Source organism: Sulfurimonas sp. (genome assembly GCF_034005705.1).
Taxonomy (GTDB): Bacteria; Campylobacterota; Campylobacteria; order Campylobacterales; family Sulfurimonadaceae; genus Sulfurimonas.
In genome coordinates this window covers 114,862-127,782 of record NZ_JAVEUF010000005.1, presented here as the reverse complement: position 1 = coordinate 127,782, position 12,921 = coordinate 114,862, and the positions used below count along the sequence as shown (strand labels likewise).

Here is a 12,921-nt window from a genome sequence, read left to right as displayed (position 1 = left end):
ATTATAAAAACTCCGATCTAAAATTAATATTTCTCTGAACTACGCTTGAGAGATAGTCTGACGAATAAGGCTTGGTTATATACTCTACCATTCCGGACTCTACGCCGCGCATACGGTCCGACTTGCCTGTACGTGACGTTACGGCGATTAGAGGCAGGTTTTTGTAACGGTTATACTTTTTGATCTCCGTCGCCAATGTATATCCGTCCATTCTAGGCATCTCTATATCGATTAGCATCGCATCAAAATTGTAATCACCCTGCTTTAGTATGCTCAGAGCTTCCTGACCGTCACCTGCTTCAACCAGAGTAACTCCTAGTGGCTCGAGCGCTTTTCTCATAATAGTTCTATCCGTCTTGGAATCATCAACTATCATGACTGTATAGTCACTCGCCTTTGTCTTCTCGCGCGTCAACATTGCAGCATCTGATGTAGAGTCGGCTATTGCTGATGCTTTGACATGTTTTGCCATATCCATGATCGCCACAACGTCAACGATAAGCGTTACGCCTCCGTCACCGCGAATAGTTGCTCCCGCGATTCCTTCGATGCCTTTTAGGAACTCTCCCAAAGATTTTATAACGATCTCCTCTTGACCTACAAGCGTATCTACAATAAGTCCGAGCTTGCTTGTTCCAAGACCTAAAACTACGACATAAGCGTATTCGCTTGAGTCGAGTATGCGCTCTACTTCAAATATATCTCCGATATGTACAAGAGGAAGGACATCTTCGCGAAGTCTCATAACAGAGCGACCCTCAACCGTATAGACCTCATCGGTGGATATTCTCACTGTCTCTAGAACAGATGCAAGCGGAATAGCGTAGTGCTCCTCTTGAACACCGACAAGCAGCGCTTGAATGATCGCAAGTGTCAACGGAATCTTTAGCTTCATTGATGTTCCGACACCAAGTTCGCTGTCTATATCTATGATACCGTTTAGTTTTTCAATATTTGTCTTTACAACATCCATACCGACGCCGCGGCCAGATACGTTAGTAACCTTTGCCGCCATTGAGAAACCTGGCTTGAAGATAAGGGCAAACGCCTCTTTATCGCTCATATTTTCAGCCTCTTTTTGGGTGATAATGCCCTTCTCAAGCGATTTTTTCTTCAATTGCTCTACATCAAGACCTTTACCGTCATCATCTATCTGAATAACGATCTGGTTGCCCTCGTTGTATGCCTTTAGTTTAATGGTTCCCGTCTCGCTCTTGCCCTGCTCTGCACGTATCTCAGGTATCTCAATGCCGTGGTCGCATGAGTTTCTGATAATGTGGACTAACGGATCTCCGACCTCTTCAACGATAGATTTGTCAAGCTCTGTATCTTCACCGAATATCTCAAGCTCTATTTTTTTGTTGAGCTCGCGGCTTAAGTCTCGGATCATTCTAGGGAACTTGTTAAACACTTTTCCAATTGGAAGCATTCTTGTCTTCATAACCGCTATTTGAAGGTCGGTAGTAACAAGCGATACGATAGATACGACCTGGTTGAGCTCCTCTAAGAAGCCCTCTCCCTCATAACGCTCTTCAACGTCGTCGTTGATCTTGATAAGTCTATTCTTTGCAAGAACAAGCTCTCCGATCAGGTTCATTAGGTGGTCAAGTCTCTTAACATCCACACGTATCGTTTGCTCGACCGTAGAAGCCTTTTTCGTAGGTGCTGCCGCTCTTGCATCGTCAGACGAATTGTCGTCATCGTTTAATGAAGCAGGTTTTGGTGCAGGCGAAACAGGTACAGGAGTCTTGGAAGCAGGTTCTACAGACTCCGCCTTCTCCTCTTTTTCGCTATCTTGCTCATCTGCAGATGCAGATTTTGCCTCTCTTTTTGCCTTGTCTTCAGCCTGTCTCTGCTGAAGAAGTCTCTCGATCTCCGCTTCAAGTTCGTCAGGGTCCATATTGTCATAGTCAGGCTCATTCTCATCAGCAGCTTCTTCGTCTTGAGAAGCTTCATCTTCGGCTGCCGATGCCTCTTCTACGACAGGAGACTCGACCTCTCCGGTTCCGCCTGTACACTTGTCAAGTCTGGATACACAAGCAGATACGTCGATCCCCCCGTCAGCACTTGTGTCACGGATCATATTTAAAAGAGCCTTCATTAGATCGATAGACTCCAAAATAACATCCATTATGTCGGCATCTATAACCAACTCACCGTGTCTTGCCTTGTTTAAAACATCTTCCATATGGTGGGTCAAGTGAGTCAGAACGTCAAAGTTCAAAAATGACGATGCTCCCTTGATCGTGTGCGCAACGCGGAATATTCTGTTTAAAAGTTCTAAGTCTTGAGGGTTGCTCTCCAGCTCCACCAAATCCTGGTCCAACTGCTCAATAAGCTCGAAAGACTCTACTAAAAAATCTTGCAGTATCTCTTGAAATTCATCCATATTTTCACTCCTACTTCATATGAGCACGAACGATACGTGCCACTTCATTATAAAATGCGCTTGCTTTGAACTTGACCAAATAAGCCTCGCCGCCTGCTTCAACGCCCCTGTCTTCACTAAAATGATCGCTTATTGAAGAGTTAAAGACGATAGGTATATTGTCAAATCTGCCATCCTCTTTTACGTTTGCCGCAAAATGAAAGCCGTCCATTCTAGGCATCTCTACATCCGAGATGATAATTTTTAAAGTATCCGGAAGCTCTTTGCCGTAGAGTTCGTAAAGCTCATCAAGCTTCTGCAGCCCCTCTTTGCCATCCATCGCTTCAAGAACATCAAACCCCATCCTGACAAGCGCCTCTTTTACTATCTTTCTGGCAGTAGAGCTGTCATCTAGAACAAGAGCAACTCCGCTGAAAGTCTCGTTCTCTGTCGCAGTGAACTGAGTGTCTGGTTCATATAGTCCCAAATCTTGAATAACGCTCTCAAGGTCGAGTATAAGAAGAACATTGTCGCCCTCTATTTTTGTAACGCCCGTGATCTTGCTGCCGTCAACGGTAGCACCGTCGCTCATGAAAGACGCCGGCTCTATGTCCGCCCAGCTTATTCTTCTGATTCTTTTTGCTTCATGGACTATAAAACCTATAAGAACATTATTAAATTCAGTGATTATTACTCTTGCATTTTTTTGAGCGTTCTCAGGCTCTTTTATCTTCATCCACTTTGCTAGATTGACTACGGGAATAACAACGTTTCTTAGATCGAATATACCCTCAATAAACTCAGGAGTACCCGGTAATTCTGTTAATTTCGGTAACTTTATTATCTCTCGAACTTTTGAGACATTTACCCCGTAAATGCCCTCGTAGACTCTGTCATCTTCTTGTTTGAAGATACGAAAATCCACAAGTTCCATCTCATTCGAGCCTACTTTGAGTGAATGTTCTATATTCATATTTTAATTTCCTTTTGAGAAAATTTTTTCCTGCAAAAATTGTATGCCGTCTTTAAATTCTACAATAAAATATCTTTGATTGCACGCAAAAGCCCCAAGATTTATATATAGAAAATCTTTTAACCTCACGCTTCTGTTTTGATGAAAATGACCCTCTATAAAGTAATCACAGCTATATTTGCCATCAAGTCTTTTAGCCATAAACTCCTCCAGACCTACAAACTCTTTGCAATCATTTTTTTTACCAAGATACTCATCAAGCCTCTTTAGTATGTAGTGATTGCTTATGGAGTCAATTGCTCGTAGCAGATACAACACACAGGAGCTTCTAATGAGAGCGGTATATATTTTATACCCCATATCACTCTCGATGTCACCGTGAGAGAGAAGAACTTTTTTCCCTCTAATGCCGCACTCTACGGGTTGCGCCGAGATCGGGAACACCTTGACTTTTGGAAAAACGGCCGTAAGATTAAAATCATGGTTTCCCTCCAGATAGAGCACCTCTATTTCTGAGGATATCCTGTTTATGAGATTAAGAGCTTCTTGGTTTATTTTATGGGTTTGGGGTATCTCGCCAAAAAGCGCATCAAATATATCGCCCATCAAGATGAGCTGCGGGCAGGATATCTTTTTGGAGTCTATATCTTTTAAAAACTCCAAAAAGTGTGGGCGTTTATGCGAGTAGTGGGCATCCGCTACGATTATCGCACCCTCTTTTATCTCCATACTACGGGACATAGGCTATGTTTGGTATCCCTAGATCTTCATCAAGCCCCATCATCAGGTTGGCATTGACGACCGCGGCTGAAGAGGCGCCTCTCATAAGGTTGTCTATTGCACTTGATATAAATAGAATATTGCCTTTTTCTAAAGAAGCTTTGCTTTGCTTTACATATATATCGCAAAAGTTTGTCCCCGCCACGTTTTTCATGTCAACCGGGTTTTTACTTACTCTTACGTGTTTAGCATCTTTATAGTACGCTTCAAGGAGTCCGTGCGCATCAAAATCTCCCTCTACCTGAATATAGATAGAGCTTAGCATACCGCGCGTTATCGGGCATAAATGAGGAACAAAGTGCACCTCTTCAAAGTCAACTCCAAGTTTTTGGGCGATCTCTGGTGCATGTCTGTGCATGAGAGGATTGTATGCAAAAAGATTGTCGTTTACATTGACAAAGTGAGTTGATTCGCTAAGTTTTTTTCCCGCTCCGCTGACACCTGTTTTTGCGTCTACTATTATGGGTGTGTTTTTTACTCTTTTGTTCATGAACGGCAAAACGCCAAGAATAGCAGATGTCGGAAAACACCCAGGGTTTGCGACCAAAGAGGCAGATCTCAACTCTTCTCGGAAGAGTTCAGGAAGACCGTAGACGGCTTGTGCTAGATTTTGCACATCGGTATGCGGGCAGTAAAACTTCTCGTAAATATCCTGCGGCAATCTATAGTCAGCCGAGAGATCAACTACTTTTATGCCCTTTGCAATAAGCGGCTTCACATAAGCCATTGCGCTCTGATGGGGGAGTGCTAAAAAAACAAGTGAGCAAGCCGCCACACACTCCTCAACGTCCGCTTTTTTAACCTCAAGGTCACAAACCTTTGCAAGTGATGGATGAAGAGATGCAAGCGTTGTTCCGCCCTCCGTATTTGCAACGTAAGAGAGATTGAACTTTGGATGGTGGATAAGGATCTTTAAAAGCTCAAGCCCCGTATATCCGCTAGCACCTATGACTCCGACATTAATTGCACTCAAAGACTATCTCCTGATATCTTACTTCGACTATCTCGAACTCTTTTGTTCCGTTTGGAAGCTGAACTTTTACATCATCACCCTCTTCGCGCCCAAGAAGCTGCTTTGCAAGCGGCGAGTTGAAAGAGAGAAGCCCCATATCAGGGTTGCTCTCGCATCCGCCAACTATCGTGTAGGTAAACTCCTCATCCGTATTTACGTCACACACGACGACCGTTGAGCCGAAACTTACTTTTGAGTGTTCAAGATCTTTTGGATCTACGATCTTTGCACTGCTGATCAAGTCTGCGAGCTCTTGTAAACGATTGTCTATCTGCTTTTGCTGCTCTTTTGCCGCGTGATACTCGGCATTTTCCTTAAGATCCCCATGTTCAAGCGCCTCTTCTATCGCCTTGACCACGGAGGGTCTTTTTACGTTTTTTATATCTTTCACTTCTGCTTGGAGCTTGTTATACCCAAACAGTGTCATCGGCTCAATTTTTTCCATAAATACGTCACCCTGCAACCATAAATTTTTTACTTATTATACCAGACTTTTTTAGCGAGGCTTTACTTTTGATAGGTCAAATTCTATCTTTTGCTCTTGGCACTCTATCGTTATAATACAGCCTCTTTTGCTGATTTTTTGGGCTTTTTTTATATTTTTGAGCAGCTCTGTGTCCTCTTTTGAGAGCGGGTCATGAGCATAGAGCGTTTCATTTTTTATGAAAAAGATTCTTCCTCCGCCGCAACCGTCGCCTACTATACCTTCGCATACAAGCGGATCATTCAGATCAAATCCATCAATCATTTCAGATACTCCTCTATTTTGATACTATTTTCTTAACGGCCTCGGCACACATGACAAGCCCAAAAGTTCCTGTTACGGCGCTAAAGCTCCCCTTCTCTTTAACCTTAGCATGCTCTGTGCTAAATATTACTCTATATTTTTTCTTAAAACCGCGTTTTTTTAGTTCATAGCGGATTTTTGAGCCAAAGCGGTCACCGTGGCTCTTCCAGATATCGTCTACGTGCACTTTAGTAGGATCGACCCTTTTAGCAGAGCCGAATGATGAGATGAGTTTTTTGTAACACTTCTGCGCAAGAGCGAGCTTTGCTTTTGTGTCGTCTATGGCATCGAGCACTATGTCATAAGGCTCAAAGTCAAAATCCCAGACCCACTGCTCATCTATCTTTGCGTTTATGGTCTCTATGTGCGGATAGTGTTTTTTGAGCGCCTCTACCTTGACCTCTCCCTCATGAAGTTCCGACCACATTTGACGGTTTTGGTTGCTTTTGTCATAGGTGTCAAAATCTACTATCGTAATATGCTCCACACCGCTTCTGCTGAGGCAGTCAAGGCAGTGCCCGCCTACCCCTCCGACTCCAAGAAGCAGGACTTTTGCATTTTGAAGTTTTGAAAAGTCATCGCCAAAAAGACTCTTTATTCGCTCATGTCTCACTTCTGCTCTATCCACTCTTTGAGTCTATCTATGCTTTTATAAGCGCTCATATCAAGCTGAATCGGCGTTATGGATATATTTCCCGATTTTATAGCCTCATAATCGCTTACGCCATCTTTTCCTTTACGCGCAGAGAAGTTGAGCGGATGTGTCCCAAGCCAGTAGTACTCCTCACCCCTTGGGTTTCTATGCAGATGTGAGTCGTTCGCGTACAGTCTGTAGCCAGCGTAGGTGATAAGCATCTTCGGGTTCTCAATATCAATGTTTGGAGGGATGTTAACATTTAAAAACTCTCTCTCTGGAAGCGGAAAAGAGCCCTCTTTTATCTTTATGACAAGCTTTTTTATCGTCTCTTGAGCCAGAGTAAAATCGCCGCCCGGATCGGTAAAGTCCATCACCTGAGATATGGCTATAGATGGTATGTCATGTAAAACACCCTCCATAGCCCCTGCAGCCGTTCCGGAGTAGGTAATATCCTCACCCATGTTCGAGCCGCGGTTTATCCCGCTGATAAGCAGATCAGGTTTGGCATCAACGAACATTGTACTGAGCGCAAGATATACGCAGTCACTAGGAGTTCCGTCATCGAGCTTAAAGAAGTTGTCTTCAACGCCTACAAAACGAAGAGGACGTATAATGGTAAGAGAGTGCCCGCATGCAGACTTCTCGCTTGCAGGTGCAACTACAGTAACCTCGACATCCTCTATCTCTCTAAGAGCCTCTACCAAGCTCAAAAGTCCTTTTGCCTCATATCCGTCATCATTTGTTACTAATATTCTGTATCTTTTTTTCATGACGTTATTCTATCATTAAAGTTCAAATTTTTTAATTATGCTTGTGGCATAAAAAATGCTATGAAAAAGAGATGAAATTACTACTATTATCAATACTTTTATCTCTGTCTATTTTTGCATCCCAGATACTGGATATCGAGAACAGCTATAATCAACTAAACAGTGAGATAGACAGACTCTCTGTAAACCTAACTACCGAAGAGAAGCTACTTCTGTACTACCTTGTACTCTCAACGCATGAGAAGATAACCACAGCGCTATCTCTTGATGAGAGCAAGGCAAAGAGCCTTCAGCAACTACAAGAGGAGACGCTAAAGACATTTGCAAAACTTCATGAGCAAAACGATAGAGTAGCTCCCAAAGAGATAGAGATGCTAAGAGAGCTCTACTCCAAGATGAGCCAAAGCGGACTCTCTCTTATAGAAGCTCAGGCAAAAAAAAGCCCGAATGAAGATGTAAAAGAGAGAGTGGTCTTTAAAGAAAAGATAGTTTACAAAGAAGCAGAGCAAAATCAAACTCCTTTGATCATTGCCGCAGCTCTATCTTTTTTAACAGCTCTTTTGCTTGGCTACTACCTTGTTAGGGCGTACTATATAAAAAAAAGAGAAAGTGAATCTCAAAAAAACCTGCTTCAAAGAGCAGAAGATGAGAAAGAGTCTTTTTTTGATGATATTAAAAAACTAAAAAGAGAAGTAGAATCTCTTAATCAAAAAGAGAAAGAGAGCACTTTAGAAAAAGAGTGTCTGCTGAGTGAGAACAGAGCGCTTCTGGAGAAAAACCGTGAGCTAAAAGAGAGCTTATTAGGGCTTGAAAACAACTACAAACTTGAGAGTGATGCGCTAAAGAGTAAGATAAAAGAGGCGGAGGAGAAGCTATCATCTCTTGTTCTAAAACATACTCAAGAAGAGAAAGAGCCCAAAAAAGATGACATAGAGCTTGAAAAGAAGCTCTCATCGCTGCAACAGCAGAGTCAGGAGATATTCGCCATACTGGATAAAATATCCGACATCGCGGACAAGACGAACATGCTTGCACTAAATGCCGCCATAGAAGCGGCACGCGCTGGAGAGCATGGACGCGGATTTGCCGTAGTTGCGGATGAAGTTCGTAAACTTGCAGATACGACGCATGAGACGCTCGGGAGCGCAAAGTCAAATATCACACTGCTCACGGATGCGGTCTCATCCCTTAAAAACAGAGTGTCTTGATGATAAGTAAGAGACTATAAATAATTTCATAGCTAATAAAAAAAGAAGCTATAAGATACAAGGCAAAAATCCGCAGGAGCTACCAGTAGTTTCAAGGGTTTTTAACGAAGTAGGTTGTAGCTTATCTTTTTACCCAAAGGGCAACATTTAAAAGATTCATCTTTTGCGTTGAACTTCATTTAACGATACTAGTATCGCCAAACAAAGTTCGCCTTGAACCTAAACCTTTTAAATGTTGTTAGCTTATGAGCTTATTTATGGTCTCTTACTTACTACTTGACTTTATAACTTCTATTAGTGTAAAATTGTGGCAATAAAAATTACTCTTTCCCTATGCAGCATGCAGTTTAATATCCACAGGGCAAAATCTAAAAACATTAAGGCAGCTATCCGATGAGTGAGAACACTCCACAACAACCCCGCAAAAACAAAACTAACAACAACTCAAAGACAAGAACACACAATCCCGCAAAAGGTCTAAGCGTTGAAGATCTGCGCGTAAAAGGCATAGATGAACTAACGGCAATGGCTGTTGAGCTAAACATCGACAACCCAAACGAGCTAAAGAGACAGGATCTCATCTTTGAGATACTAAAAGCTCAGACCGAGCAGGGAGGGTTTATCCTCTTTAGCGGTATCTTGGAGATCATGCAGGATGGCTACGGTTTTATACGCTCAATTGACAAAAGTTTTGACGAGAGTATAAACGACGCATACGTCTCCAACACTCAGATACGCCGTTTTGCTCTTCGTAACGGTGACGTCGTAACGGGTCAGGTTCGCCCTCCAAAAGACCAAGAGAGATACTATGCACTTATTAAAATAGAGGCCGTAAACGGTCTTCCGCCTGAAGAGAGTAAAAAAAGACCTCTCTTTGAAAACCTCACTCCGCTTTATGCAACAGATCAGATAAAACTTGAATATAGAGAAAAAGGCTTAACAGGCCGTATGATGGATCTTTTCGCTCCTATAGGAAAAGGTCAGCGCGGTCTTATCGTCGCACCTCCAAGAAGCGGTAAAACAGAACTTTTAAAAGAGATCGCCCACGGTATCACCCACAACCATCCAGAGATAGACCTGATGGTTCTGCTTGTCGATGAGAGACCTGAAGAGGTAACGGATATGGAGAGAAGCGTAAAGGGCGAGGTTTACAGCTCTACATTTGATATGCCTGCAAAAAACCATGTAAAAGTTGCCGAGATGGTCATAGAGAAGGCAAAAAGACGCGTAGAGCTTGGTCGTAATGTAGTTATCCTGCTAGATTCTATTACCCGTCTGGCACGTGCTTACAATACTGTCACACCTTCAAGCGGAAAGGTTCTCTCAGGCGGTGTTGACGCAAATGCACTTCATAAGCCAAAAAGATTCTTTGGAGCTGCAAGAAACATAGAAAACGGCGGAAGTTTGACAATTATCGCGACCGCTCTTGTAGATACCGGAAGCAGAATGGACGAGGTCATCTTTGAAGAGTTCAAAGGAACAGGAAACTCTGAGGTCGTACTTGATAGAAAGATCGCTGAGAGAAGAATATTCCCTGCGATAGATATTCTAAAATCAGGAACAAGAAAAGATGAGCTTCTTATCGGTCCTGAGGTTCTGCAAAAAGTCTTTATCCTTCGTCAGATGATCCACAAACAGGAAAACGAGATCGAAGCGCTCAAGTTTGTCTACTCTACTATGGGCAAAAAAGCTACGAACGAAGAGTTCCTTGAAAGTATGAATACTAATCAGTAATGACGAAGTCAGATTTCTCGCCTTTAGGCGTAGCTTCAGTGAGAGGAATTTGTCAAGGGATTCACTTCCTTGACAAAGGAGAAAAAGAGTGAAGGTCGGAGTATTTGACAGCGGTATCGGCGGTTTAACTGTTGTAAAATCCCTGCTTGAACATCGTCTCTTTGAAGAGATCATCTACTTTGGAGACACTGCCAGAGTTCCATACGGCATAAAAGACAAGACCACCATTATCCGTTATGCAATAGAGGCCGTAGAGTTTTTCAAAAACTTTGAACTCGATATGATAATCGTCGCATGCAACACCGTGAGCGCACACGCACTTGATGAGATGAGAGAGGTATCTTCATGTCCCGTTATAGGCGTTGTAGAAGCAGGCATACTGGCAACTGCCAATGCGCTTAAGAGCAAAGATTCAAATATACTAATCCTTGGAACAAAAGCTACAATAAACTCTAAGGCTTATGAGATCGGATTAAGAGCAGAAGGTTTTTGTAATCTTCAGGCAAAAGCGACGGGACTTTTTGTTCCTATGGTTGAAGAGGAGATCTATGAGGGTGAAGTTTTAGAGGCTGCTTTTAGACACTACTTCAGCGCCATCTCATCGCCTGATGCAATAATACTTGGCTGCACACATTTCCCTCTAATCTCAAAATCCCTGCAAGATCACTTCAGCAAAAAAAGCATACTTATCCATTCGGGAGACGCTATAGTAGAGTATCTTGAGAGAGAGTTTGATTTTAGCAAAAAATATGATGAGCCGAAACTGGAGTTTTTTGCTTCTGAGAGTCCAGAGTCGCTGAGAAACATAGCTAAAAAGTGGCTCGGCATATAGTATTATTCCCCGTTTTTTGTAACATTTATGAAATAATCAGGCGCTAATATTGCGCTATGAAACTAGAACTTCCTAAAAAATGGATCCGCAACTTAAAAACTTTAGATGTTGCATTTCAGCCAATTGTTAATATTCATACCGGAAAGATATTTGCCGTTGAAGCGCTTCTTAGAAACTACCAAGAGGTCGGCTTTGAGTCAATTTTTGAACTCTTTGATGAAGTATATGATGACAACCTGCTCTACTCGTTTGACCTAAAACTCAGAAAAAAAGCTCTTAAAAAACTCACAGATGTAGAGGATTATGAAAATATAAAACTCTTTTACAACCTCGACAACAGACTGCTTGAGATGCCTAACTTTAAACATGGAAATACGGGCAAACTTTTAAAAAAATACGGCATCGGCAAGAACAGCATCTGCTTTGAGATCTCGGAGAGACACGAAATATCAAATAACTCAAGGATGCAGGAAGTCTTGGAGCACTACAAAAGCGAAGATTTCTGCATAGCCATAGATGACTTTGGAGTCGGCTACTCAGGATACAAGCTTCTTTATGAGAGCAGACCCGACATCATAAAAATAGACAGATTTTTCCTAAGCGACATACAAAAAGATGTGAAAAAAAAGCTTATGGCAAGAAGCATCACTCATCTGGCAGTTCAGCTTGGCATAAAAGTGATCGCCGAGGGGATCGAGAGCAAAGAGGAACTTCTTACCTGCAGAGATATAGGATGCCACTTTGTTCAAGGATACTTTATTCAAAGACCTACTCTTGAGGTATCTGAGATATTAAGTGAATATCCTCATGTTTTAGATATTTTAAGCAGTGAAAAAAGAGCTACAGAGAGCAGTTGCAAAATAGAAGCATTTATAGACAAAAAGCCTCCTTTTACTATAAATACCGAGATGAGAACCATTGTAGAGTATTTTCAAAAAAACCCTCAAGCCGAGAGCATTATCATAGTAAACTCACATAACGAACCGGTAGGCATTTTGCAAGAGAACAAGATAAAGGAGTTTATCTACTCACCTTACGGAAGATCACTGCTTACAAACAACGGTGCTAAAAAATCAAAGCTGATAAACCTTATAGAGGCGTGCGGGATAACAGAGATAAACTGCAATATCTCTACAATTATAGAGCTCTTTTCAAACAACTCAGAATCTATCGGTATCATTCTTACAAACAACTCAAAATATTACGGTTTTTTATCTGCAAGAGCAATAATCTCCATAATGAACGAACAGAACATAATACATGCAAGAGAGCAGAACCCTCTGACAAAACTTCCCGGAAACTCTATGATAGAAAAACTGATGGCAGAGATCATAGAGAGTGAAAAAACTTATATTTTATGCTACTTTGATCTAGACAATTTTAAAGCCTTTAATGATGTTTACGGCTTTAGAAACGGAGACAGAGCGATCATACTTTTTGCGGATATTTTAAGAAAAAATCTGCCATCAGAGTTTTTCAAAGGGCATATCGGAGGAGATGATTTTTTTGTAGCGGTTGAGGCAAATGATCAAAATGAGGAAAAGTACACAAAAATTCTATCTAAGGTAGTGCAAAAATTTGAATACGACGCAAGAGAACTCTACTCAAAAGAGGATAAAGAAAAAGAGTATATTATCTCTACAGACAGGGAGGGAAATAAAAAAAAGTTTCCTCTTCTCTGCGTAAGCGCTTCGCTGCTAATAGTACGCAACGGCGCAAATAAAAGAAGCGCCGATAGTATCAATACTATTTTATCTATTCAAAAAAAAGTTGCAAAACAGGACAGCAGCCACATCTCCATCAGTTGTCTGTTATGATTT

At 41.9% G+C, this 12,921-nt stretch carries 12 protein-coding genes; 4 read left to right on the top strand and 8 right to left on the bottom strand.

Annotation, left to right across the window (positions count from 1 at the left end; genetic code table 11):
* Position 1 precedes the first annotated feature (1 nt).
* From RBR61_RS04330 to surE, 8 genes are read right to left on the bottom strand one after another with little or no spacing between them, the layout of a single operon-like run.
* Positions 2-2,389: a chemotaxis protein CheW gene (locus RBR61_RS04330; protein ID WP_320342333.1), complete on the bottom strand. Its 2,388-nt coding sequence runs from the start codon at positions 2,387-2,389 to the stop codon at positions 2-4.
* A 10-nt stretch (positions 2,390-2,399) separates the two neighbouring features.
* A complete protein-coding gene (locus RBR61_RS04325) occupies positions 2,400-3,341 on the bottom strand; it encodes a chemotaxis protein (RefSeq protein ID WP_320342332.1) in 942 nt (313 codons plus the stop codon).
* A 3-nt stretch (positions 3,342-3,344) separates the two neighbouring features.
* Positions 3,345-4,082, bottom strand: coding sequence for a UDP-2,3-diacylglucosamine diphosphatase (locus RBR61_RS04320; RefSeq protein WP_320342331.1), 738 nt, complete (start codon positions 4,080-4,082; stop codon positions 3,345-3,347).
* Positions 4,072-5,094, bottom strand: a complete 1,023-nt coding sequence (gene argC / locus RBR61_RS04315) for an N-acetyl-gamma-glutamyl-phosphate reductase (RefSeq protein WP_320342330.1) — start codon at positions 5,092-5,094, stop codon at positions 4,072-4,074. The genes RBR61_RS04320 and argC overlap by 11 nt, the downstream gene beginning before the upstream one ends.
* A complete protein-coding gene (greA, locus tag RBR61_RS04310; RefSeq protein ID WP_320342329.1) occupies positions 5,081-5,578 on the bottom strand; it encodes a transcription elongation factor GreA in 498 nt (165 codons plus the stop codon). The genes argC and greA overlap by 14 nt, the downstream gene beginning before the upstream one ends.
* 51 nt (positions 5,579-5,629) lie before the next feature.
* Complete coding sequence (locus tag RBR61_RS04305; RefSeq protein ID WP_320342328.1) at positions 5,630-5,881, bottom strand: thiamine biosynthesis protein ThiF; 252 nt, start codon at positions 5,879-5,881, stop codon at positions 5,630-5,632.
* A gap of 13 nt (positions 5,882-5,894) precedes the next feature.
* Entirely contained in the window at positions 5,895-6,533 is a 639-nt protein-coding gene (locus RBR61_RS04300) for a ThiF family adenylyltransferase (protein ID WP_320342358.1), read from the bottom strand.
* On the bottom strand, positions 6,530-7,327 hold the full coding sequence (gene surE / locus RBR61_RS04295; protein ID WP_320342327.1) for a 5'/3'-nucleotidase SurE: 798 nt from the start codon (positions 7,325-7,327) through the stop codon (positions 6,530-6,532). Before surE ends, RBR61_RS04300 begins: the two co-directional genes overlap by 4 nt.
* 71 nt (positions 7,328-7,398) lie before the next feature.
* Between surE and RBR61_RS04290 the strand changes: the two genes are divergently transcribed.
* From RBR61_RS04290 to RBR61_RS04275, 4 genes are all read left to right on the top strand, one after another.
* A complete protein-coding gene (locus tag RBR61_RS04290; protein ID WP_320342326.1) occupies positions 7,399-8,535 on the top strand; it encodes a methyl-accepting chemotaxis protein in 1,137 nt (378 codons plus the stop codon).
* 393 nt (positions 8,536-8,928) lie between these two features.
* A complete protein-coding gene (gene rho, locus RBR61_RS04285) occupies positions 8,929-10,269 on the top strand; it encodes a transcription termination factor Rho (RefSeq protein ID WP_320342325.1) in 1,341 nt (446 codons plus the stop codon).
* A gap of 88 nt (positions 10,270-10,357) precedes the next feature.
* Entirely contained in the window at positions 10,358-11,101 is a 744-nt protein-coding gene (murI, locus tag RBR61_RS04280; protein WP_320342324.1) for a glutamate racemase, read from the top strand.
* Positions 11,102-11,157: 56 nt separating this feature from the next.
* Positions 11,158-12,918 (top strand): GGDEF domain-containing protein, encoded by a 1,761-nt coding sequence (locus RBR61_RS04275; RefSeq protein WP_320342323.1) that lies wholly within the window; start codon positions 11,158-11,160, stop codon positions 12,916-12,918.
* The last annotated feature ends 3 nt before the right edge of the window (positions 12,919-12,921 follow it).

What these genes read in the sequence shown, in the direction of transcription:
- RBR61_RS04275 (WP_320342323.1), top strand. Translation starts at nt 11,158, where the DNA reads ATGAAACTAGAACTTCCTAAAAAATGGATCCGCAACTTAAAAACTTTA.
- RBR61_RS04320 (WP_320342331.1), bottom strand. Translation starts at nt 4,082, where the DNA reads ATGTCCCGTAGTATGGAGATAAAAGAGGGTGCGATAATCGTAGCGGAT.
- greA (WP_320342329.1), bottom strand. Translation starts at nt 5,578, where the DNA reads ATGGAAAAAATTGAGCCGATGACACTGTTTGGGTATAACAAGCTCCAA.
- surE (WP_320342327.1), bottom strand. Translation starts at nt 7,327, where the DNA reads ATGAAAAAAAGATACAGAATATTAGTAACAAATGATGACGGATATGAG.
- RBR61_RS04325 (WP_320342332.1), bottom strand. Translation starts at nt 3,341, where the DNA reads ATGAATATAGAACATTCACTCAAAGTAGGCTCGAATGAGATGGAACTT.
- RBR61_RS04290 (WP_320342326.1), top strand. Translation starts at nt 7,399, where the DNA reads ATGAAATTACTACTATTATCAATACTTTTATCTCTGTCTATTTTTGCA.
- RBR61_RS04305 (WP_320342328.1), bottom strand. Translation starts at nt 5,881, where the DNA reads ATGATTGATGGATTTGATCTGAATGATCCGCTTGTATGCGAAGGTATA.
- RBR61_RS04330 (WP_320342333.1), bottom strand. Translation starts at nt 2,389, where the DNA reads ATGGATGAATTTCAAGAGATACTGCAAGATTTTTTAGTAGAGTCTTTC.
- rho (WP_320342325.1), top strand. Translation starts at nt 8,929, where the DNA reads ATGAGTGAGAACACTCCACAACAACCCCGCAAAAACAAAACTAACAAC.